Origin of the sequence: Nonomuraea sp. MG754425, from assembly GCF_021699195.1 — a bacterium.
In the GTDB taxonomy this organism is placed as follows: Bacteria; Actinomycetota; Actinomycetes; order Streptosporangiales; family Streptosporangiaceae; genus Nonomuraea.
This window is the reverse complement of record NZ_SSXE01000020.1, coordinates 1-21731: the sequence shown is the minus strand read 5'-3', so window position 1 is coordinate 21731 and position 21731 is coordinate 1. Positions and strand designations below refer to the sequence as shown.

Sequence of the window (21731 nt, the reverse complement as noted above, 5' to 3'; positions counted from 1 at the left end):
ACCCCGGCTAGAAGGTGACGTCGCTGCAGAAGTAGTAGGTCTGGTCCATGTGCGAGGCCTTCCAGACCGTGAAGACCACGTGACGGCCGGTGCGCGAGCCCTTGCTCAGGCCGGTGATCGGGTACTCCCCGGCGGGCGCGTACTTCGGCGTGGTGCGGATCAGTTCCAGGTGGTTCCAGCCGAGCCGCGTGGTGGTCGCGTCGTAGCCCTGGCGGGTGATGTAGACGAGGATGTAGTCCGCGCCGTGGTATGCCTGGTCGGTGAGGCGGATGTTGAACGTGCTGCCGAGGCTGGTCGTCTTCCAGGCGCCGGGCGTGTCCATGGAGCGGTAGCGGCCGTCCTGGGTCTGTCCGGCGCTGCAGAGCTGGCCGTTGGGGATGACGCCCTGGTGGTTGCCGGCGACGCCGTCACGGTAGAGGCCGTTCCAGTTCCACATGGCGTTCGTGTTGTCCTGCCACGCCTGCCAGCACATGGGGTCCTGCTGCTGCATGGTGGGGTTCTGGAAGTCGCTGCCCCAGCGCAGCCAGCAGCCGTAGTTGCGGGAGGCCGGGTCGACGACCGAGCCGTGCGCCGACGCGGTGCCGGCGAGCGGCACAGTGAAGATCATCGCCAGGGTCGTCAGCAGGATCAGGGCGCGCTTCGCCCAGCGGGGTGGTGCTACTCGGGGCATGTGCGGTCTCCGTGTTCCGGTCGGGGTTCCGGTGGTGAGGAGCGCTCCCGGTGGGCGACGGTATCTGACGAGCGGGGCGCGGCCAAGTGAGGACGCCGGTCAGCGGCGGGCGGGCGCGGGCGGCGGGGGCGGTGAACAGCGGAAAGGGCTTTCCATGCATAGATCAGAGAGTTGAAACTTTCAACCTGCCGATCATCGCCCGAACCGACCCTGCCCGTTATGTGATGGAGCGCAAACTTAAAGTGACGGAAATGGGGGAAGTAGCATGTGGGCGAGGTCGAGACTCCCGATACTGAGTGGGTGACCGCTATGGCGACGATCGAACCGACCGGACAACCGGCGACTCCCCTGGGGAACGCGCCTTTCACGGTCGACGACCTGCTCGAGTTGCCGGACGACGGTAACCGCTACGAGCTGTTCAACGGGAGCCTACTGGTGAGCCCTGCCCCCACCCCTCCGCACCAGCGCGTCATCTACCGGCTACAGCGGATCCTCGACGACGCCCTCCCACCCGGGCTGGAGCCCTTGTCGACGGTCAACCTGCGGGTCACCGCCAGGGATTTCTACATCCCCGACCTCGTGGTCGTTCGCGAGGAGATGACCGAAGAAGTAGACCTCATGTTCTCGCCGCACCACATCCTGCTCGCCGTCGAGGTGGGCAGCCCGAGCACCACGAAACGCGACGAGATGCTCAAGGTCGCCGCATACGCGGAGGCCGGGATCCCCTGCTACTGGCGGGTCGAGCCCGGCGAAGGACCGACCCTGTACGTCTACGAGCTCAAGGGCACCCGATACGACCCGCCGTCCGTCCACAAGGCCGGCACGCCCGCCAGCCTGACCGCGCCGTTCCGCATCACCTTCGACCCGGCGGCCCTCGTCAGCGGACGAAGGTGACCTGGACCCCGGCTCCGCCGGCCCCCTCCTGCCGGGAGCGCCGGGGTCCAGGAGTGTCAGTCCCGCGGTTCGGCGGGGGTGCGGGCAGCCAGTGAGGTGTAGACGGTCACCTCGTCGGGTCGTAGCAGGCCGTCCTCGATGGCGCAGATGAGCAGCTTCTCCTTGGTGGGCGCGGGCCGTCCGGCCGCCGCGTACTTGACCCGGGCCCGGTCGATGTACTGCCGCACCGTCCGTTCCTTGATCCCCATGCGCGCCGCCACCGACGCCTTCGACATCGACTGGAACCAGTACAGCAGCGCCGCCCGCTCCTTGTCCGACAGGTGCGGCCGGTGCGGGCCCTCGTCGGTCGCGATGGCCTGGGCCATCGGCGGCGTGACGGAGGGGCGGTCGGCGGCCACCTCCAGGATGGTCTCCACGCAGGACTCCCGGGTGGCCCGGCCCTTGCCGATGAAGGCCGAGGCGCCGGCGTCCAGCACCGCCCGTACGGTCTCCGGCTCCTCGTGCTCGGAGAAGACGATGACCCGCTGACCGCCCGCGCACAGCTCGGCGACCCGGTCGAGGACCATGGTGCCGTTCAGGTTGAGGTCGAGCAGCAGCACGTCGGCGGCCGTGCCGCGGACGGACTCGATGGTGGGGCCCTGCGCGACCAGCTCGACGGGGGTGGGCGGGCCGAACCACGACCGTACGCCGTCCACCACGACCTGGTGGTCCTCCACCAGGGCCACCGTCACCGGTCCTGCCAGATGCTGTTGACCCATATCTCGCCTCCCAGCCGCTGGTAGCTGACGACGACCCCGCTGGCCTCGTGCACGGGCGCCGGGCTGATGGGCAGGTCGTCGTTGTCGGCCACGACCGCCACGCTGACCATGGTCGACATGGCCGAGACGGTGACCCTGGCGCGGGTCCGCGCCCCGTCCAGCGCCCGGACCGGCGCTCTGAGCAGGTCCTCGCGCACGCCGTCCGGCAGGTCGGGCAGCCGGTCGCCGAACGGCGGGGCCGTCACCAGGACCTGGCGCCGCTCGGCCGCGTCGATGCGCTCGCGCAGCACGGACACCAGCTCGTCCGGGACGTCCTCCCGCTCGGTGATGAGCCGCCGCAGCCGCATGGCGCCGGCCGTGCAGTCCTCGCGGACGCGGGGGTCGCCGGGGTCGGCGCCGTTGGCGAGCTGGGTGAGCAGCGACTCGGCCACGTCCCGGATGGCCTCGTAACGGCGCAGCCGGTCGGTGTGGATGCGCTGGGCCGACTCGCGCCAGGCGTCGTCGGCGGCGAGCCTGCGGGCCAGCAGCACGGTCTCCTCGGCGCGGGTGCGCAGCAGGTGGCAGCCGGCCATGTAGCCGAGCTGCATGGTGACGCCGCCGGCGATGACGACCAGGTACTTGGCGATGGAGACGCGGTCGAACGTGCCGGAGATCGCCATGGCCGCCAGCATGATGCCGGCGTTGGCGGCCAGGAACACGGTGATCTCGGCCCGCCAGCGCGGCCGGCCCCAGGTCAGCATGACGCCGATCCAGCCGATCGAGCCCCATCCCCAGTCGCTGATGCCGAGCAGTTCCTCGGGCCGGCAGGCCACGATCACGGCGACGTCCACGGCCAGCGTGGCGAGGACGAGCTCCCTGATCCGCTCAGGGCCTCGCGAGGTGGCCGACAGCGACAGCGCGCCGACGACGAAGATCGCGGAGTAGAGCACCCAGGCCGCGGCGGCGACGAAGGGCCAGCGGAAGGAGCTCCAGCCGGTGAGGGTGACGGTGAGGTCGTAGCCGAGGTGCCAGACGGCGGCGATGACGACGGCGCCGAGCGCGGTGTAACGGGCGTACCGGCGGGCGATCTGCTCGATCTCCTCGGTCATGGCCGCCACCACAGGCTCACCCGGGTGCCCCGGTCGCCGGAGGAGATCTCGGCGCCGCCGTTCGGCAGCGAGCGCATCGTGTCGAGGATCGAGCCGCGCACGCCGAACCGGTCGGGCGGCAGGCGGTCCTGGTCGAAGCCGGGGCCGGCGTCGGCGATCTCGACCACGATCCCGCCGTCGCGCCGGGCGGAGACGAGTTCGGCCTCGCGTACGCCGGCGTGCAGGGCGACGTTGGCCAGCGCCTCGGTGACCGCGCGGGCGAAGCGCTCCGCGACGTCCCCCGGCACGGTCTCGGGGGTCAGGCGGCGGCGTACGTCCAGGCCGGCGGCGCGGCCGGCGACCTCGTCGAGCAGCGCGTCGAGGGCGATGGGGGCGGAGCCGGCGTGCGGCTGGTCGCGGAGCTGCTCCAGCGCCGCCAGGTCGGTGTGCACCTGGGCGCGCAGGGTGGGCGACGGCTCGTCGTACGTGCCGAGGCCGACCATGGTCAGCGTGTGCAGCGAGGTCTCGTGGATGCTGCCGACCTGGCGCAGCTCGTCCTCGCGGCGCAGCCGTGCCACGATGAGCGAGATCTCGGCGCGGGCGCTCTCGCGCAGGAAGGCGTCGGACGAGGCCGCCGAGCGCCGCAGCAGCGTCATGAGCAGCACGATCGCGAGCAGTTGCACGAGGTGGATCCCGAGGGATCCGAGCACGTCGTGGGCGGGCGAGGCGAGCCGCACGCCGGTCGCGAAGGCGGCGGCCAGGCCGAGCCCGACGGGCACCGCCACCCTGGGTCGCCAGGTCACCCCGGCCATCACGACGGTCATCGTGACCAGCCCGTGCACCCAGCTCGACCCGGTGACCATCGCCTCGACCGGGACCAGGTGAACCTGCGCGAGACACAGCGCGACCGTGACGGCCGCATCACCGGCCACCAGCCAGTGGGGCAGCAGGTCCTTGCGGACGAACACGCGCACGTACAGGAGCGTCCACCCGAGGTGGAGCGCCAGCATGGGCGCCAGCCACGCGGCCGAGACCGGCGGGACCGCGCCGAACAGGGCCGCCACGACCGCGACCGAGCCCACCGCGCTGCGCGCGCCGGCTCCCGTGCGTGCGACGGCCCGGGTGAGCTGGCTGGTGGCCGAGTCGTATCTCGTGGAGCCGGTGAGAGCCATGAGCCGTCCGCACACGATATGGGCACAGAACGGATCTCACGATAACCGGTATAAAGGCGTGCGAAAGGGTTTCTCTCCGTGTTCCCCCGCAGTCTTTCGCGGCGTACGTGGTGACGCGTCGCATCGTGGGCCTCATGTCGTCTTCGTCGGCTCTGCTGCGGAGTTCCCGCCCGCACCGAACCCTGGCCCGTGACCGTGCCGGCGGCATGACGGCTGATCGGCCGTCAGAACGCTACGACGGCCGATCGGCCGTCAGTCGCGGCCGTTCGGGAAGGCGTCTACTGGGGCGCGATGGGGAGGGGTTTCATGACGGTGTTCGTGATCACGTTCCTGCTGGGCTGCCTGTCCGTGATGACGGTCAGGGGCAAGCGGGGGAACTGGCCGGCGGGCATGCCGGTGGCGCGACCGCGGCTGGTGGCGGTGGGGGGCACGTACGAGGGCGGGCGAGGGGTCCCGTCGGACGCGTACGTCGTCCAGGAGCGGCTGGTCGCGGCGGCCCGGGGGGTGGGCGGCGCGCTGGCCCTGGGCGCGGTGGTCGCGGCCCGCCCGCAGCACGGTGAGCAGAGCCTGGACGAGTGCGTGCGGGCGGCGCGCGACGCGTCCCGGCGCGGTGTGGGGACGGGGCCGGCCGGCGACCTCGACCTGGTGGTGCTGGAGCGGGCGGAGAGCCCGCTGCTGCGGTTCGCGCACGTGGGCGACGGCGAGATCTGGCACTGCCCGAGGGGCGCGGAGCCGCTCCGGCTGACGGCCCCGCGCGGGAGCGCGCTGCCCGCCGCCCCGGACCCGGAGGTCGGCTCCGTGGTGCTGCGTCCGGGCGACCGGGTCGCGATCGTCAGTGCCGGGGCGGTCGAGGCGCTGGGGGCGGCGCGGATGCGGGAGTTGTTCGGCGGGGGCACGTCACCGGGGGCCTGCCTGGACCGGCTGTACGACGAGATGGCGGCCGTGGAGCCCGGATGCGACGCCACGGTGATCATCGCCGAGTTCGTGACGGCGTGACGCCCGGTCAGGCCCGGCGGGTGGCGAACCGTCCCGCGTACTCCCTGACGGCCAGTGCCAGCGCCAGGGTCTCGGGGCCCAGCAGCAGGCCGGCGCAGAGCAGCCGGTACCAGAATCCGGCGGACAGCGGCCCCTCGGCCAGGCCGTCGGCCGCCCAGCTCAGGACCGCCGCGAAGACGGGCAGCAGCAGGAGGCAGAACCAGGCGGCCACGCCGAGCAGTCCGGCCAGCCACACCCAGCGGAACCAGCGTCCGGCCCGCAGGTCGGCCTCGGTCGCGTCCGCCAGTTCCGCGGCCTGCTCCGGCGTCAGCCTCCCGAAGGCCCGCCGCAGCATCAGCGACTTCACCCGCCACAGGTTGCGGCAGCCCAGGGCGTTGACCAGCACGGCGTACAGGTCGGTGCGCAGGAAGACCAGGCACTGCCAGAGCATCTGCATGACCTTGATGAACACCCAGGCGGCCAGCAGCGACCCGACCAGGGCGGGGGGCGTCCAGAGGCCGGAGTCGATCAGCAGCCGCCCGGTGAGCAGCGCGGCGAGCAGCACCGAGTCCACGGCGAGGCCCGCCAGCAGCGGGCCGTAGCGGCGGCGGCGCGGGAGCGTCCAGACCTGGGTGAGGTCCGTCTCGAAGACGAGCATGATCATGCGACGGTCGACGCCGAAACGGGTCTGCAGGCCGAGGGCCCGCGCGCCGAGCCAGTGGCCGCACTCGTGGCTGGCCGCGGCGAACCACACGAAGGGCAGCCAGGCCAGCGCGCTCAGCCCGATGTCGTCGAAGGGGAAGGCGTCCACGGCCGGGTCGGGAACCAGATCGGGACGGACGGCGAAGACACCCAGCGCGAAGAGCAGGCAGGCGGCGTAGCAGGCCCAGGCCACGGGGCCGAAGAAGGGGCGTACCGCCTCCGGGCGGACGCTGGTCATCCAGCGGCGGGCCTGGATGGGCGCGGTGCGCACGGGTTGCGCCGCGTCCCCCGAGCCCTCCTCGCCGGTGTCCTCGGCCAGGAAGCCGAGTTCACCGAGGGTGGCGACGAACGACGGCACGTCCACCGGCTGGCCGGCGAACGCCTCGGCCTCGGCCGCCGCCTCGTCGAGGCTCGCCCCGCGCCCGAGGGCGGCGATGACCACGCCGCCGACCGCCGGCATCGTCACGAAGGTGCCGGTGGCGGGGTCGCCCACCAGCACCTCGTCCTCGCCCTCGGGAACGACGCTGAGCGGCCTGAGCCGGACCGCGGCGGAGCCGGACGTCGTCACCGGCGCTCACCCCTGCCCGGCGCCAGGCGGCAGACCCGGCAGTCCGGGTTCCCGGGCAGGGCCTGCCACTGGGGCGTGAGCCCCTCGCGCAGGTCGAGGGTGACCCGGAACCCGGCCGCGCGGGGCGGTTCGTAGCCGGTGAGGTAGCGCTGCGCCTCGAAGGCCAGCAGCGAGCCGACCTGCATGGCCATCGGCCCGGTGAGCGGGTTGCTCAGCTTCATGTTCTCCGCGATCCGGTACGCGATCCCCTCCGAGCCGTCCTCGGCCGGCCGGTCCGCGTAGTCGCAGGCCAGGCAGGGTGTCCGGCCCGGATCCACGGACAGGTACATCACCTGGGAACGGTTGGCGCCGCCCAGGACGTACGGGACGCCGGCCCGGACCGCCGCCTCGTTCGCCCAGAGGTTGGCGTGCGGGTGGCCGTCGAGCCCGCCCGCGATCAGGTCGATGTCCTGGACCAGGTCCGTGAGGTCCTCGGGGGCGGAGATCCAGCGGTCGACGGCGGTCACCTTGATGCTCGGGTCGTAGTCGCGCACCCACGCGGCCGCGCGCTCGGCCTTCGACAGGCCGATGTCCGCGTGCCGGTAGAGGAACTGCCGGGCGAAGTTACGGGGTTCGACACGGTCCTGGTCGACCAGCGTCATCGCGCCGACGCCGAGGCCGGCCAGGCACTGCACCAGGGAGGAGCCGCCCCCGCCGACGCCGAGCACCAGGACGTGGGCGGCGCGCATCGGCCGCAGGAACGTGGCGCGTCCGCGGTCCAGGTCGGCGTAGGTGCCGTAGAAGCTGAGGTTGGAGAAGTGCCGTTCGTCCTCGTCGGGGTCGCCGAGGCCCCTGTCCTCGGCGGCTTCGACCAGGCCCAGGCTGTCGAGCCCGCGCAGGCCCCGGCCGACGTCGTCCTCGGAGAGGCGGAACCCGTACGCGCCGAGGGCGGCGCTCAGCTCGGCGACGGTCTGCGGGGTCCGGCGCAACTCGCTCAGGAGTGCGGCCACCTGCCCGTCGGGGTCGCTCAGGGTCACCGCCTCGCGGGCGTCGAAGACCACCACGAGATCCTCGCCGGCCGTTTCCCACTCGCATTCCTTCAACGCCACCCGCATCGTGCCTCCCGGGCCGGTACGCATGTTGAACCCGCGGGGAGGGGGAGCGGCGCGTTCGGGCGGAGCGTCCTGCCTCCCTCCCCGCGGGAGAAATCGTCAGGCGGTGTCAGCGCCTCACGTGGCAGGGTTCTGGGTCGCCTTGACGGACTCGACCTTCTTGACCTTGATCTCCATGATGTGCCTCCTCATGAGGTTGTGCGGCTTAAGCACCGCATGGGAAAAGCCTGCATTTTGGTACTGATTTAGAGCTGATTTTCGGCTGAGCCGATCGCTAAGCTGCCAGGAGGTGATCATGCAGAGGTGATCAGTGGCTGGAGACGGAGACCGGTGACCGGGGACGGCGTGACGTTCCGTCTGCTCGGACCGGTCGGCGTGTGGGCCGGCGGGCGGCTGCTGGGCCCGTCCGCGGCACAGGGACGGACCGTCCTGGCGGTGCTCACGCTCGAAGCCGGACGTCCGGTGTCCGTGGCCCGCCTGGAGACGGCGCTGTGGGGCGCCGAACCGCCCGACCTGTCCCGCAACGCCGTTCAGCAGCAGATCTCCAGGATTCGCCGGCTGCTCGCCCCGTTCCCCGAAGTGACGCTGGAGACCTCGGCACGCGGCTACTGCCTGACGGTGGCGCGCGACCGCGTCGACCTGTTCCGGTTCCGCGAACTGGTCCGCGCGGCCGACGGCGAGCCGGAGCCGGAGCCCGCCGCGGACCTGCTGCGTCGCGGGCTGGCGTGGTGGCAGGGCGCGCCCCTGTCGGACGTCGCGGGCCGGTGGCTGCCCGACGTCGTCGTGCCGGGCATCGAGGAGGAGCGGCTGACGGCACTGGAGCGGCGGGCCGCGCTCGACCTGCGGCTGGGGCGGCACCAGGAGGTGGCGGCGGAGCTGGCGGCCCTGGTCGCGGAGAACCCGCTGCGGGAACGGCTGGTCTCGCTGCTGATGCGGGCGCTGCTGCGATCCGGCCGCCGGACCGAGGCGCTGGCCGTCTTCCGCCGGGTCAGGCGTCACTTCGCCGAGGAACTCGGCATCGAGCCCGGCGCGGACCTGCAACGGCTGCACCAGGCGATCCTCGCCGGCCGGGAGGAGGCCGCCGGACCGGCAGCCGTCACGACCGCCCCCGCCGTGCCCCGGCACCTGCCCCCGGACATCGAGCTGTTCACCGCCCGCGAGGCGGAACTGGCCGCCCTGGACCGGCTGATGCCGCCGGCCGCCGGCGCCGCGCCCGCCGCCCAGGTGACGGCGCCGTGCGTCATCACCGGCGCCGGCGGCGTCGGCAAGACCACCCTGGCCGTGCACTGGGCGCACCGGGCACGCGGCCGGTTCCCCGACGGCCAGCTCTACGTGAACCTCCAGGGCTTCGGCCCCACCCACATCGCCCGGCCGCCGGCCGAGGCGGTGCGGCTGTTCCTGGACGCCCTTCAGGTGCCGCCGCAACTGATCCCCGCCACGCTGGAGGCCCGGGTCGGGCTCTACCGCAGCCTGCTGGCGGAGCGGCGCATGCTGATCCTGCTCGACAACGCCCTCGACGCCGACCAGGTCCGGCCGCTGCTGCCCAACGCGCCCGGCTGCCTGGCGCTGGTCACCAGCCGCGCCGAGCTGACCGGCCTGGTCGCGGCCGAGGGGGCCCGCACGCTGTCGCTGGGTCTCTTCCCGCCCGCCGACTCCCGTGAGCTCCTGACGCGCCGGCTCGGGGTGGACAAGGTGGGCGCCGAGCCGCAGGCGGTCGACGACATCGTCTCCCGGTGCGCCGGGCTGCCGCTGGCCCTGGCCATCGTGGCCGCCCGCGCCCACGCCCGTCCGGCGTTCCCGCTCGGCACGCTCGTCTCGGGGCTGGACGACCTCGACGTCTTCGACGGCGGGGACGCGGCGACGAACATGCGCACGGTGTTCTCCTGGTCCTACCGCGCGCTCAGCCCGGCCGCCGCCCGGCTGTTCCGGCTGCTCGGCCTGCTGCCGGCGCCCGAGATCTCCACCGCCGCGGCCGCCAGCCTGGCCGGGACACCGGTACGGCAGGCGCACCGCCTGCTCACCGAGCTGACCCGGGCCCACCTCGCGACGGAGCGCTCCCCCGGCCGGTACGGCTGCCACGACCTGCTCCGGGCGTACGCGGAGGAGCTGACCCTCGCGCACGACCCGGAGAGCGAGCGCCACGAGGCGCTCCACCGGCTGCTCGACCACTACCTGCACAGCGCCCACCTCGGTGACCGGCTCCTGGACCTGTACCACCGCGTGCCGCTGACCCCGGGACCGCCGCGGCCCGGCATGGTCCCGGCCCGCATCACCGACCGCGCGCAGAGCCTGGCCTGGTTCGGCCGCGAGCACCGGACGCTGCTGGCGGCCGTCCGGCACGCCGCGCGCACCGGGTTCGACGCGCACGCCTGGCAGTTGGCGGGCGCCTGCTGGGGTTTCCTGTCCCAGGAGGGCCGCTCCGACGACCAGGCGGCCATGCACCACATCGCGCTGGAGGCGGCGGTCCGGCTGAACGACCCGGCCGCGCAGGCGCACGCCCGCGTCGGCCTGGCCCAGGCCCTCATCCGGCTGGGCCAGGACGACGCGAGCGAGTCCCAGCTCCGCGCGGCGCTCGGGCGGTTCGGCGAGCTCGCGGACCCTGTCGGGCAGGGGGTCTGCCTCATCTACCTCAGCGTGCTGGCCGACCGCCACGGTCGGTTCACGGAAGGTCTGGCCCTGAGCGAGCAGGCGCTGCGGCTGTACCGTACGGCCGGCGACCGGGCCGGCGAGGGCAGGGCGCTGAACAACGTCGGCTGGTTCCACGCGCAGCTCGGGGCGTACGAGGAGGCGCTGCGCCGCTGCGAGGAGGCGCTGGCCATCCACCGCGAGCTGGACGACCTGCCCGGCGAGTCGGCCACGCTCGACAGCATGGGCCACATCCATCACCTGCTCGGCCAGTACGAGGAGGCGATCGCCTACTACCGCCGGTCACTGGCCTGGCGGCGGACCGGGAAACGCGCGCTCGGCGCCCGGACCCTGCGCCGGCTGGGCGAGGCCCAACTGGCGGCGGGCCGGCTGCGCGAGGGCGGCTACACTCTGCGGCGCGCCCTCGACCTCATCGCCGAGCTGGCTCCGGGCGACGCGGACGAACTTCGCGCGCGCGTCGACGGCCTCGGCGAGCCGGACGAACCGCCCGTCCAGGGTCCCGAGCCCGAGATCCGCGGCCGGTGCCCGATTCGTTCCAAAGACGTTTAAGGTTCAGGCTGTGGATCAGTTCGGGGACTACGGGACGGCGGTGTGAGCACCTCCGTCGGGATCGAGCGGGCCAAGACCGGCGCGCGGCCGAAGCCCAGGAGGCGGCGGCGCAGGCGGTGGCTGTCGTGGCTGATCGTCACGCTGCTGGCCGTCTGGGCGGTCGTCAGGGTCGGCGGCTGGGAGCAGGGCTCGTTCCTCACGCAGCTCATGACCGTGACTCCGTGGGGCGCGGGGCTGGCGGCGCTGACCGCGCTCGTGTCGCTGCTGCGGCGCAACCGGTGGGCTGCGCTCGTCGCCGCGATCGCGTGCGTGGTGATGGTCACGGTCGTGACGCCGCGGGCGTTCGAGGCCGAGCAGCCCGCGGCCCGCGGACCGGCGCTGCGGGTGCTGGCGGTCAACCTGTTCGGCCGGGGTGACGCGCAGACCGTGGTGGACTACGTGCGGCGGCACGACGTCGAGGTGTTCAGCGCGCTGGAGCTGACCCACGCCGAGGTCGAACGGCTGGACGCGGCCGGGTTGCGGCAGGTGCTGCCGTACCGAGTGTTGCAGGCCGAGTTCGACGCCGCCGGGAGCGGCATCTACTCGAAGTATCCGGTGACGGAGCTGCCCGGCCTGTTCACCCCGGTCGGGCACAACATGCCGGCCGCCGCCGTGTCGTTGCCCGGCGGCGGCAAGGTCGAGTTCGTGGCCGTGCATCCCAACCCGCCGCTGGGCCGGATGGAGGCGGAGTGGAACGCGGCCCTGCGCGCCCTGCCGTCGGCCTCGCCGTCGGCGGTGCGGGTGCTGGCCGGCGACTTCAACGCCGGCCTCGACCACCGGGCCTTCCGCGACCTGCTGGACCGGGGGTACGTGGACGCGGCCGAGCAGGTCGGCAAGGGGCTGTCGCCGACGTGGCCGAACTTCCGGCCGATCCCGCCGATCATCGCCATCGATCACGTCGTGGTGGATCGGCGGGTGGCGGTGAGCCGGGTGGAACTGCTGGACGTGCCCAGGACCGACCACCGCGGCGTGTTCGCCGAGCTGCGGCTGCCCTGAGAACGTGCGCCCGGTCAGCCCTCCAGGAGGCGCGCCCGTGTGGTGAGCCGCCGCCCGCGGCCCGGCTCGCGGGTGTCGCCGGTGAGCCGGACGGCCTGACGCAGCGGCGGCTCGTCCGCGGAAGGCCCGGCGGCGAGCACGACGACCCCCGGCTCGACGATGCGGCGCAGGCCGGCGCCGGTGTAGGAGAGCAGGTCGGCGGGCACGTCGAAGACCACCACGCGGCTCTGCCCCGGCTCCAGCGGCACCCGCGCGAACCCGACGAGCTGGACGGCGGGCCTGGCCACCTGCGCGACCGGGTCGGAGGCGTAGAGCTGCACGACCTCCTCGGCGGGCCGGTGGCCGGCGTTGCGCACGGTCACCGACACCTCGATCTCCCCGTCGGTGGGGTACTCGGCCGCGTCGGTGGTCAGGGCGACGTACTCGATCTCCGAGTACGACAGCCCGTGCCCGAACGCGAACGCCGGCGTCGGGTCGAGTGCGCTGATCCCGTCGGTCCGCCGGCCGAGCGGCGGCTGCAGGTAGGTGGAGGGGTTGATGGCGGGCGCGGCCGGGATCTGCACCGGCAGCCGTCCCGACGGGTTCACCCGGCCGCTGAGCACGCCGGCCAGCGCCGCGCCGCCCTCGACGCCGGGCAGGAACGCCTGGACCGCCGCCGCGACCCGGTCCCGGTAGGCCCCCAGCGCGTACGGCCGTCCCGACACCACCACGAGCACCGTCGGCGTGCCGGTGGCCAGCACCGCCTCGGCCAGGTCCGGCTGGAGGCCGGGCAGCCGCAGGTCGGCGGCGTCGCAGCCCTCTCCCGAGGTGCCGCCGCCGAACAGCCCGGCCCGGTCGCCGACGAACAGCAGCACGAGGTCGGAGCGGGCGGCCAGCTCCGTCGCCGCCTCGATGCCCGAGCGGTCGCCGCCCGTCACCTCGACGCCGGGTTCGTGACGCAGCCGGGCGTGCGGGAACTCCTCCGCCAGCCGCTCCAGGACGGAGGGGATCGGCAGGCCGGTGCCGTGCCCGGGGTAGCGGTCGAGCACGTGGTTGGGGAAGGCGTAGCAGCCCAGCAGCGTGCGCGGGTCGCCGGCGCACGGGCCGACGACCGCGATCCGGGCGGTGCCGGCCGGGTCGAGGGGCAGCAGGCGGCCGGTGTTGGCGAGCAGGACGATGGAACGTTCCGCGACGGCGGTGGCGAGGCCGCGGTTGCGCGGGCTGTCCAGGTCGAGTTCGCCAGCGGCGTCGGGGACCGGGGCCGCGGCCGGGCCGTCGAGCAGGCCGAGTTCGACCTTCTGCCACAGCACCCTGCGCACGGACTCGTCCACCAGGGCCTCGTCCACCCGCCCGGCGCGGACGTGGGCCACCAGGTGCGCGCCGTAGCCGTGGGTCTCGGGCAGTTCGACGTCGATGCCGGCCCGCAGGGCGAGCGCGCCCGCCGCGGGCAGGTCCTCGGCGACCCCGTGCATGGACGCCAGGAACGGGATCGACCAGTAGTCGGACACCACGGTCCCGTCGAAGCCCCATTCGTCGCGCAGCAGGCGGCGCAGCAGGTGCGGGTCCGCGCCGACCGGCAGGCCGTCGAGGTCGGTGTAGGAGTTCATCACCGAGCGGGCCCCGCCCTCGCGCAGCGCGGTCTCGAACGGCGGCAGGATCACGTCGGCCAGTTCCCTCGGGCCGATGCTCACGGGGGCCTGGTTGCGGGCCGCGCGGGAGGCGGCGTACCCGGCGAAGTGCTTGAGGGTGGCGATGATCCCGGCGCCCTCCAGCCCGCGCACGTACGCCGCGCCGAGCTGCCCCACCAGGTACGGGTCCTCGCCCAGCGTCTCCTCCACCCGTCCCCACCGGTAGTCGCGCACCACGTCCAAGACGGGTGCGAGCCCCTGGTGCACCCCGGCCGCCCGCAGGTCGGCGCCGATCGCCCCGGCCATGCGCTCGATCAGCCCGGGGTCGAAGGTGGCCGCCCAGGCCAGCGGCGTCGGGTAGGCGGTGGCCCCGTACGTGGCGAACCCGGTCAGGCACTCCTCGTGGGCGATCGCCGGGATGCCGTGCCGGTTGGCGGCCGTCACCTTCTCCTGCAGCGAACGCAGCCGGGCGGCGCCCTCGGCGGGGCTCACCGGCGCGGTGCCGTAGACGCGGGTGAGTTGCCCGAGACCGTGGCGCAGCCGCTCCTCGATCCCGCCGGGCACCGTGAAACGGTCCTGGAGGGGCGCGACGGGACCGGACTCGTCGCTCTGGATCCACACGGATCCGAGCTGGGCGACCTTCTCCTCGAGGGTGAGCTCGGCCAGCAGGCTCTCCACCCGCTCGCCGGTCGTGCGGGCGGCGTCCTGCCAGGGCGCGAGGCCCGGCGCATTGACAGATGTCATGGTTGCGACTTTCGAGAGATTCATCCCGATCATTACGCCGGGGACTTTAGGTGGCGTCCGCATACACGTCAAGAATATTTCGTCGCTATACCGAAAATTTCGGCATCAGGTTTTCCGGTGTCATAAAAGCGACCGTCGATGGCACCGCTGACCAGCCGTCCCCGGAACGCTCCCGTGGTGAAACTTTCAGCGCCCGCCGGGAAGCGGAAGCGCCCGCTCCCGGTGAGGGGAACGGGCGCCGTCGTGCTGCGGACGGGTCAGGCCACGTTGCTCTCCTGGGCCTGCCGGTTGAGCGTTTCGAGGTCGAACGCGCCGGACTTGACAGCCGTGGTGAACGCCTCCCAGTCACGGCGCGGAACCTCCAGCACCGTGTCCGGGTGGTCCACGTGGATGACCTCCACGTGGTCGTTGATCCGCTTCGCCGCGACGCGGCTGGCGTCGTGTCTCATCTGCAGCACTCCTCTCGCTGTTGCGGGCTCCACCCCGGCCACCCGTTCGCAGGAGGACCGGGGCGGTTGCGGGCAGCGTCGCATCCGCGGGGGCAGGTCGGCCACCGGCCCTCAGGGCGTGCCGGTGGGGAAAACCCACACACGGATGTCGATCTTTGGTTCCCGGTGGAAGAAACGCTGCCCAGCAGCGCGGACACACCGGTCATACCAGGTCGAGCCCGGCGGGCCGGAACCGGTGATTGCAAGGGGCTTTCAAGTCAGGAGTTAGCGGAGGTGCGTAACTTCCACCGTCGAAAGAGACATTGTGCGAGCTTCGCAGCATTCATCCGGCGATGTCGCACCTTGTCGACCGTCCTAGCCGTGGGGGCCCCAGTAACAAGCACCGACGTGTGGAGCGAGCTGCGCGTGCGCTCCACCCCGAAGCTCCGCCTCTCGATCTCGCCCGGCCTCACCGCCCTCGCCCTGCTCACCGACGCCCTCGCCGGCCGCCACCGCGGCCTGCCCGAGCCCTGGCGGACCACGATCGGCTCCCGCGTCGGCCCGGCCGGCCACGAAGCCGCGCGCCCGCTGGCGGCCCCGGGCCCGTCGATCGCTCCGGACAGCCTCGTGCCGCGCTCCCCCGCCGGCGCGGACGTCTCCGTCCAGGCCCAGATCGGCGCGCTGCACGCCCTCCCGGCCGACGCCCTGCTCGCGGACCTGGCGCGCACGTTCGGGCCGGGCGCGCCGCCCCCGCGCTGGCGGGCGGCGGCCGCGCGGCCCGCCCGCTGGCTGCGCGGCTACGCCGGGGCCCTGGCCGACGTCTGGAGCACCGCCGAGCCCCTGTGGCAGCGGGCCCGCCCGCTGCTGGACAGGGAGGTCGAACGGGTCGGCGTGACGTCCGTGCGCGGCGGGCCCGAACTGCTGCTCGGCACGCTCAGCACGCGTGTCGTGCACGACGGGCACGGCCTGCGCTTCCCCGGCCCGGAGCGCGGGACGTACGAACTGGGCGAGCGGACGATCGTCCTGGTGCCGATGCTGGCCGGCCGGGACGCGGTCGTCCTCGGCCTGGACGACCCCGGCGCCGTGTGGATCGCCTACCCCGTGCCGGGCGCGGCCTCCCTGTGGCGCCGGCCCGCCGCGCCCGCCAAGGACGATCTGTCCGCGCTCGTCGGCCCGGTCCGCGCGGGCCTGCTCCACGCCCTCGACCGGCCCATGACCATGTCCATGCTGGCGACGGACCTGCGGCTGGCGCCCAGCGGCCTGACCTACCACTGCGACCGGCTGCGCGCCGGGCGGCTGATCACCAGGGAGCGCAGGGGGCGCGAGGTGTGGATCGCCCGCACCCACCGGGCGGAGGAGCTGCTGGAGCTGTTCCGGCGCTGAGCACGGCCGCCGGCGGCCGGGTCCGCGCTCTCCCGGAGGTGGCGGCGCGGGTGCCCGTCAGCACCTCGTCCACCTGGCCGGCGACGTCGTCCTGTGCCTCCTGGGCGGCGCGCAGCACGGCCTCGGCCAGCCGCCGGGGGTCCATGCCCAGGGCGCGCGGGGCGAGCACGACGTCGATGAGCCGGCCGGAGGGGCCGGCCGTGACGCGCACCTGGCCGTCCGCCGCCTCCCCGTGGCCGGCGAGCCGCTCCAGCTCGGCTTTGAGCCGTTCGACGTGGGCCAGCGTCTCCTCGGCCCGCGCCATGATCCGGTCGAGGTCTTCGAGGTCTTCGGGGGTGTGGTCGTTCAACGTGCCTCCCGGCGCTGTCGCGAGGAGCCTACGGATGCCCCGTCTCAGCCCGGAATAACGTGCGGGACGAGGTCAGCGGCGACCGGGGGTGCTCTCCCGGAGGACGACGCTGACCGGGAGCCGGGTCTCGGCGTCCGTGTCACCGTCGCCGTCGCCGGACAGGGCGAGCCGCATCGCGCTCGCCCCGGCCTCCCGCAGCGGCACCGCCACCGAGGTCAGCGCGGGCACGACGTCCACGGTGGAGGCGATGTCGTCGAAGCCGGCCACCCCGATGTCCCTGCCCGGCAGCACCCCGGCCTCGCGGAAGGCGGTCATCGCGCCGATAGCCATCACGTCGTTGACCGCGAACACCGCCTCCACGTCCGAGAGCCCCCGTTCCAGCAGCCGCCGCGCCGCCTCGTACCCGCCGGCGCGGGTGAAGCCGGTCTCGACGGCGAGCGCGCTCCCGGCCCCGCCGAGGCCGGACAGGAAACCCGCGTGGCGGTCACGGGAGGTGCGCAGCGCGGCCGGGGCGTGCAGCACGGCGAAGCGCCGGTAACCCGCGCCCAGCAGGGCGCGGGCGAGCGCGGCGGAGCCTCCGTGGTTGTCGATGGTGACGGTGCCGAACGGCAGGTCGCGCTGGCTGATGAGGACCACCCTGCCACCCGCCGTGCGGTACGCCGCCAGCTCCTCGACGAGCGCGTCCCTGGTGCCGGCCCCGTCGATGCGGCTGCCCGTGACGATGATGACGCGGGGACGCTGCCCGCGCAGGGTCCTGACGATCGCCAGCTCGCGCTCCGGCGAGCCGCCGGCCACCGCCATGGTGACGATGAGCCCGGCCTCCTCCGCCGCCTGGGCGACCCCGGCGGCGATGGAGGAGAAGTACGGGTCGGCCACGTCACGCACCACCAGCGCGACGGTCCTGGTCGAGCCCTTGGCGATGGCCTGCGCCGACAGGTGCGGCTCGTAGCCGAGGCGGTCCGCCGCCGCCCGCACCCGGTCGGCGTTCTCCGCCCTGACGTTGCGGGAGCTGCCGTTGAGCGCGCGGGAGGCGGTGGCCACGGAGACCCCGGCCTCCCTGGCGACGTCGTGCAGCGTGGGAGCGGCTCCCTCGTCCATGGCGGTCATTTTGTCACCACCGTCAGCGGTTCGCTCCTGGTCGTGCCGGCCTCGTTCGACAGCTCCGCGACGTAGACGCGCCTGCCCGCCGGGCGTCCCGTGCGCACGGTGGCGGCGCTCTGGGCGGCCGGGGTGGCGGCGGTGAGGCGCTGGGTGTCCACCGGCACGCCGTCCTCGTACAGGCGGTAGGTGGTGGCGTTGGCGCCCCACCACATGTTCATCCGGATCGTGTACGAGCCGTCGCCGTCCCAGTTGTCGTCGCTCAGCACGGGCTTGCCGGGGGCGGCGTGGGTCACCTCGACCTTGAGCGCGGCGGTGGCGGTGCGGCCGGCCTGGTTGAGCAGCTCGCCGGTGTAGACGTAGGAGCCGTTCGCGCGGCCGGTGACCGCGACGGTGGCCCGCTGCGCGCCGGGCGTCGCCGGGGTGAGGTCGCGCCTGGCGATCTCCTCACCGTTCTCGTACAGGACGAAGACGCTGGCGTTGACGCCGTACCAGAGGTTCATGGTGACGTCATAGGTGCCGTAGCGGTGGACGGGGGTCGCCGAGAGGAACGCCCGCGCGGGCGGCGCGGTGGCCCCGTCCTGCGGGAGTCCCGGCTCGGGCCGGGTGACCCCGATCCGGTACGTGGCGTCCGCCGTGCCGTCCTCCGACGCCACCCGCACGGCCACCTCGCTCTCCCCCACCGGGATCGCCACGGCGGCCGACGCGCTGCCGCTCGCGACCGGCTCACCCTGGACCGTGATGACGGACCTCGGGTTGACCGCGGTGGGGGTGACGGTGAGGGAGCCGCCGGGGACGGTCAGGGCGTAGTCGCGGACGCCGGGGTCGAAGGCCGGGTCGAGCACGCCCGACGAGGGCACGAGCCCCGACAGGGTGGTGTCTTGGGCGAGCGGGCGGCGCTCGATCCTGAGGGTGTGGGCGGCCTCGGTGCCGTCCTCGGCGGTGATCACGATGCGCACGTCGGCCCCGCCGGGACCGAGGGTGACCGTGCGGGTGGCGTGGTCGCCGTCCGTGCCGGCGCCGTCGATGGCGACCGACCTGGCGAACGGACTGCGGGCCACGGCGGTCACCGCCACCTCCGAGACGCGCGCCGGAACCTCCAGCACGCCCCCGGCGGACGGCGGGCCCTGGTCGGTGTCCAGGCTGAGCAGGGCGGCGTCGTCGCGCGACAGGCCGACGCCCTGGGCGATGCGGAGGTCGTCGAGGTTGACGCTGCCGTAGTTGGTGCTGGTGGCGGCGTACTCGATCGTGGCGAGGGTGTCCGCGGCGGTCCTGAAGGGGGCGGCGTCGAGCACCTTGCGGCCGTCGATGAGCAGGTCGAAGCGCTTGTTGACGGTGTCCATGACGGCGGCGACGTGGTACCAGCGGCCCGGCTCGTACGCGCCCACGGTCTTGGTGACCGAGCCCGCGTAGGCGACGATCGTGTTCTTGGTGACGGCGAGGCTGACGGCGTTCTGGCCGGCCGCGTCCTTCACGTACGGGACGGACCACCAGTGGTTGCCCGAGGTGTAGGGCTGCTCGCTCATGACGTTCGTCTCGACGGTGACGATGCCCCTGAGCGCGGCGCCCCTGGCCGCGGCCGGCCTGGTGAGGCTGGTGACGCCGCTGTTGGCGGTGCGGGTCAGCCGCACGCTGCGGTCGCCCCCGGCTTCGACGATCTCCACGCTGCCGCCGCCGGCGGACACCGTCACCTCGCCGCCGCCCGCGTACGGGCCGGTGGGCAGGTCGTCGAAGTCGTGCACGGCGACGTAGTCGGGCGTGGGCCGGACGAGCAGCAGGGACCCGGCGTCGGTCGTGGTCGCCGCCTCGACCTTCAGGCCCGTGGCCGCCTTGGACGTGTGACCGTCCGCCGAGGCGGTCAGCGTGTACCCGTCGCCGGCGGGGACGTCGCCCGCGGTGTAGGTGCCGTCGGCGGCGCTGGTGGCGGTGGCCAGGGTCTGGCCGCCGTCCTCGACGACGACGCTCGCACCCGGCAGCGGCCGGGCGGCCTGGTCCAGGACCCTGCCGGTGATCGTGCCGACGGTGCTGGTGGGGGTCATGGTGAGGGCGACGGTGCTGACGTTGCCCGGCCGCACGTCCACGGTCCTGGTGGCGCTCGCGTAGCCGTTCCTGGTGGCGGTGACGGCCAGGCCGTCGGTGAACGGCAGGTCCCTGACGGCGAAGCGGCCGTCCGCGCCGGTCGTGGCGCTGCCGCCGCCCGCCGTCACGGCCGCGCCCGAGATCGGGCTGCCGGACGGCGTGCGGACGGTCCCGGTGACGGACTCCGTGGTGGCCGCGTCGCCGGTGACGTACTCGAAGGCGCCGATGTCGGCCGCGCCGTTGTACAGGGCCTGGCCGGCGTAGTCGCGCCCGCCGTTGCCGTCGATCGCCACGCCCCCGTCGATCGCGTACGAGCCGGAGGTGACGCGCAGGCCGTGGGCCGTGCGCAGCGCGGGCCCGGTCTCCGGGGTGCCGTAGGGGCCGCCGAGCGGCGCGGCGGCGAACAGCGGGTCCGCGGTCACCACGGCGTCCGCGTCGCCCGCAGGAGCCGTGGGGCTCGCGCCGCTGTAGAGGTTGTGGCTGTAGGCGATGGTGGGGCTGGTCGACAGGACCGCGCCCGCCCGGGTGGAGTGGAGCAGGTTGCCGGTGATGTCGTAGCGGGCGTCGAGGTAGCTGCCGTAGCCGTAGATGAGGTAGCCGGACCGGTCGTTGTAGATCGTGTTGTGGTAGATCCGCGCGCTGGCCGCCCTGTCCGAGTGCAGGTAGATCTGGTAGCGGGTGTTGCCCGCGATGACGTTGTTCCTGACGACGGCGTCGCCGAAGCCGAACTGGCACAGCAGCACGCCGTCCCCGTTGCCGTGCAGGAAGTTGTACTGGACGACCTGGCGGGTGGTGCCCTTGTCCGGGTCGATGCCGTTGGAGTCGGCTCCGCCCGCCTTCTGCTGCGTCTCGTACACCTCGTTGAACTGGATGGTCACGTCGTCGGCGTAGTACGTCTCGATGCCCGAGGTGCCGGTGCGGTGGACCACGTTGTGCTCGATGAGCGCGCCGCGCACGTTCGTCACGTACATGCCGTTGCACCCGTACGCGGTGCCGGACTGGGTGAGGTGGTTGTTCCTGATGACGATGTTGGTGTGCGGGGTGAACGTCGGGTCGTCCCGGTTCGCGCGGGTGCCCCAGCCGGTGGGCACGGCGGCGGGCTGGCCGGCCGCGTTCTTCGCGTCGCCGGTGTACTGCTTGAACACGATGCCGGCGAACGACGTGTCGGCGACCGTCGAGTTCTGGATCAGCACGTCGTTCAGCACGGTCGCCTGCGAGGGCGGGGCGGTGACGTCGGGCACCGTGGTGTCGAACACGATGCCGCCCGTCTTCTTCGAGCCGTCCCAGCCGGTCCCGAAGCGCACGCCGGGCTCGTCGTCGCCGCTGCCGCCGATCCAGGCGACCTCGCCGGTGACGTCGTGCACGGCCACGCCGTCGATGACGAAGCCGTCGAGGGTCTGGCCGTTGTCGCCGGAGACGTGGATGCCGCGCAGGTCGCGCAGGTTCTCGCCGGGCGTGCCGGTGGCGGGCCTGTCGTTGGTGACCTCCAGGTTCCTGATGGTCCAGAACTCCTGGTTGAACAGCCGGACGGCGTCCCCGGCCGCGCCCGCGGCGTCGATGCGGGGCCGGGCGCCCTCGCCGTAGCGGTCGATGACGATGGGCGCGCCGCTCTCGCCCGAGCCCTTGGGCCAGAGCTGCTGGCCGCTCCACCGCTGCCCGGCGCGCAGCAGGACGCGGTCGCCGGGCCGGAACGTGGTGGCGCTGACCTTGGCCAGGCTCTTCCAGGCGTGCGCCTCGTCCTGGCCGGAGGCGGAGTCGTCGCCGGCGGCGGCGTCGACGTAGTACGTGGTCCCGGCCTGCGCGGCGGCGGGCTGGACGGGCAGCACGAGCGCGGCCGGCACGGCGACTGCCGTCAGCAGGGCCGTCAACAGGGTGGGCAGCAGGGCGGGCAGTCGGGCAGGGAACATCGCCGCTCC

17 protein-coding genes are annotated in these 21731 nt (G+C 73.5%); 5 read left to right on the top strand and 12 right to left on the bottom strand.

What is annotated here, in order from left to right; translation table 11 throughout:
- Positions 1-7 precede the first annotated feature (7 nt).
- Positions 8-670, bottom strand: a complete 663-nt coding sequence (locus FAF44_RS09845; RefSeq protein ID WP_237102752.1) for a lytic polysaccharide monooxygenase — start codon at positions 668-670, stop codon at positions 8-10.
- A 309-nt stretch (positions 671-979) separates the two neighbouring features.
- Between FAF44_RS09845 and FAF44_RS09840 the strand changes: the two genes are divergently transcribed.
- Complete coding sequence (locus FAF44_RS09840; RefSeq protein ID WP_237102751.1) at positions 980-1564, top strand: Uma2 family endonuclease; 585 nt, start codon at positions 980-982, stop codon at positions 1562-1564.
- 56 nt (positions 1565-1620) lie between these two features.
- On the opposite strand, the gene FAF44_RS09835 is transcribed toward FAF44_RS09840, so the two are convergent.
- The 3 genes from FAF44_RS09835 to FAF44_RS09825 are packed head-to-tail and all read right to left on the bottom strand — an operon-like array spanning position 1621 to position 4561.
- Positions 1621-2322, bottom strand: coding sequence for a response regulator (locus FAF44_RS09835; RefSeq protein ID WP_237102750.1), 702 nt, complete (start codon positions 2320-2322; stop codon positions 1621-1623).
- Positions 2292-3410 carry a hypothetical protein gene (locus FAF44_RS09830; protein WP_237102749.1) on the bottom strand — a complete coding sequence of 373 codons (1119 nt, stop codon included), beginning with the start codon at positions 3408-3410 and terminating at the stop codon, positions 2292-2294. Before FAF44_RS09830 ends, FAF44_RS09835 begins: the two co-directional genes overlap by 31 nt.
- Entirely contained in the window at positions 3407-4561 is a 1155-nt protein-coding gene (locus tag FAF44_RS09825; RefSeq protein ID WP_237102748.1) for a sensor histidine kinase, read from the bottom strand. The genes FAF44_RS09830 and FAF44_RS09825 overlap by 4 nt, the downstream gene beginning before the upstream one ends.
- Before the next feature lie 306 nt (positions 4562-4867).
- Between FAF44_RS09825 and FAF44_RS09820 the strand changes: the two genes are divergently transcribed.
- Positions 4868-5557, top strand: a complete 690-nt coding sequence (locus FAF44_RS09820) for a hypothetical protein (RefSeq protein ID WP_237102747.1) — start codon at positions 4868-4870, stop codon at positions 5555-5557.
- Positions 5558-5564: 7 nt separating this feature from the next.
- Here the strand turns inward: FAF44_RS09820 and FAF44_RS09815 are convergent, their stop codons facing one another.
- From FAF44_RS09815 to FAF44_RS09805, 3 genes are all read right to left on the bottom strand, one after another.
- The gene (locus FAF44_RS09815; protein WP_237102746.1) at positions 5565-6806 is read right to left on the bottom strand and encodes a hypothetical protein; all 1242 of its coding nucleotides are present in this window, start codon (positions 6804-6806) and stop codon (positions 5565-5567) included.
- The gene (locus FAF44_RS09810) at positions 6803-7900 is read right to left on the bottom strand and encodes a ThiF family adenylyltransferase (protein ID WP_237102745.1); all 1098 of its coding nucleotides are present in this window, start codon (positions 7898-7900) and stop codon (positions 6803-6805) included. The genes FAF44_RS09815 and FAF44_RS09810 overlap by 4 nt, the downstream gene beginning before the upstream one ends.
- 114 nt (positions 7901-8014) lie before the next feature.
- The gene (locus tag FAF44_RS09805) at positions 8015-8194 is read right to left on the bottom strand and encodes a hypothetical protein (RefSeq protein ID WP_237102744.1); all 180 of its coding nucleotides are present in this window, start codon (positions 8192-8194) and stop codon (positions 8015-8017) included.
- Between the two features lie 33 nt (positions 8195-8227).
- Here FAF44_RS09805 and FAF44_RS09800 point away from each other — a divergent pair, with 33 nt between their 5' ends.
- Positions 8228-11092, top strand: coding sequence for a BTAD domain-containing putative transcriptional regulator (locus FAF44_RS09800; RefSeq protein WP_237102743.1), 2865 nt, complete (start codon positions 8228-8230; stop codon positions 11090-11092).
- A gap of 42 nt (positions 11093-11134) precedes the next feature.
- Complete coding sequence (locus FAF44_RS09795; protein WP_237102742.1) at positions 11135-12127, top strand: endonuclease/exonuclease/phosphatase family protein; 993 nt, start codon at positions 11135-11137, stop codon at positions 12125-12127.
- 14 nt (positions 12128-12141) lie between these two features.
- Here the strand turns inward: FAF44_RS09795 and FAF44_RS09790 are convergent, their stop codons facing one another.
- Positions 12142-14478 (bottom strand): beta-glucosidase, encoded by a 2337-nt coding sequence (locus FAF44_RS09790; RefSeq protein ID WP_237102741.1) that lies wholly within the window; start codon positions 14476-14478, stop codon positions 12142-12144.
- A 257-nt stretch (positions 14479-14735) separates the two neighbouring features.
- Positions 14736-14927, bottom strand: a complete 192-nt coding sequence (locus FAF44_RS09785) for a hypothetical protein (RefSeq protein WP_237102740.1) — start codon at positions 14925-14927, stop codon at positions 14736-14738.
- A 360-nt stretch (positions 14928-15287) separates the two neighbouring features.
- Between FAF44_RS09785 and FAF44_RS55740 the strand changes: the two genes are divergently transcribed.
- Positions 15288-16289, top strand: a complete 1002-nt coding sequence (locus FAF44_RS55740; RefSeq protein ID WP_237102739.1) for a helix-turn-helix transcriptional regulator — start codon at positions 15288-15290, stop codon at positions 16287-16289.
- On the opposite strand, the gene FAF44_RS09775 is transcribed toward FAF44_RS55740, so the two are convergent.
- The 3 genes from FAF44_RS09775 to FAF44_RS09765 all read right to left on the bottom strand — a co-directional run bounded on the left by FAF44_RS09775 (position 16207) and on the right by FAF44_RS09765 (position 21722).
- Positions 16207-16638, bottom strand: coding sequence for a YbaB/EbfC family nucleoid-associated protein (locus tag FAF44_RS09775; protein ID WP_237102738.1), 432 nt, complete (start codon positions 16636-16638; stop codon positions 16207-16209). The genes FAF44_RS55740 and FAF44_RS09775 overlap by 83 nt on opposite strands.
- 72 nt (positions 16639-16710) lie before the next feature.
- Entirely contained in the window at positions 16711-17736 is a 1026-nt protein-coding gene (locus FAF44_RS09770) for a LacI family DNA-binding transcriptional regulator (RefSeq protein ID WP_237102737.1), read from the bottom strand.
- Positions 17737-17741: 5 nt separating this feature from the next.
- Positions 17742-21722, bottom strand: coding sequence for a carboxypeptidase regulatory-like domain-containing protein (locus FAF44_RS09765; protein WP_237102736.1), 3981 nt, complete (start codon positions 21720-21722; stop codon positions 17742-17744).
- Positions 21723-21731 lie beyond the last annotated feature (9 nt).

Bases quoted from the DNA above. Each gene is read 5' to 3' on its own strand.
- FAF44_RS09810 (WP_237102745.1), bottom strand. From the start codon at position 7,900: ATGCGGGTGGCGTTGAAGGAATGCGAGTGGGAAACGGCCGGCGAGGAT.
- FAF44_RS09840 (WP_237102751.1), top strand. From the start codon at position 980: ATGGCGACGATCGAACCGACCGGACAACCGGCGACTCCCCTGGGGAAC.
- FAF44_RS09825 (WP_237102748.1), bottom strand. From the start codon at position 4,561: ATGGCTCTCACCGGCTCCACGAGATACGACTCGGCCACCAGCCAGCTC.
- FAF44_RS09845 (WP_237102752.1), bottom strand. From the start codon at position 670: ATGCCCCGAGTAGCACCACCCCGCTGGGCGAAGCGCGCCCTGATCCTG.
- FAF44_RS09820 (WP_237102747.1), top strand. From the start codon at position 4,868: ATGACGGTGTTCGTGATCACGTTCCTGCTGGGCTGCCTGTCCGTGATG.
- FAF44_RS09790 (WP_237102741.1), bottom strand. From the start codon at position 14,478: ATGACATCTGTCAATGCGCCGGGCCTCGCGCCCTGGCAGGACGCCGCC.
- FAF44_RS09765 (WP_237102736.1), bottom strand. From the start codon at position 21,722: ATGTTCCCTGCCCGACTGCCCGCCCTGCTGCCCACCCTGTTGACGGCC.
- FAF44_RS09830 (WP_237102749.1), bottom strand. From the start codon at position 3,410: ATGACCGAGGAGATCGAGCAGATCGCCCGCCGGTACGCCCGTTACACC.
- FAF44_RS09835 (WP_237102750.1), bottom strand. From the start codon at position 2,322: ATGGGTCAACAGCATCTGGCAGGACCGGTGACGGTGGCCCTGGTGGAG.
- FAF44_RS09785 (WP_237102740.1), bottom strand. From the start codon at position 14,927: ATGAGACACGACGCCAGCCGCGTCGCGGCGAAGCGGATCAACGACCAC.
- FAF44_RS09805 (WP_237102744.1), bottom strand. From the start codon at position 8,194: ATGATCACCTCCTGGCAGCTTAGCGATCGGCTCAGCCGAAAATCAGCT.
- FAF44_RS09770 (WP_237102737.1), bottom strand. From the start codon at position 17,736: ATGGACGAGGGAGCCGCTCCCACGCTGCACGACGTCGCCAGGGAGGCC.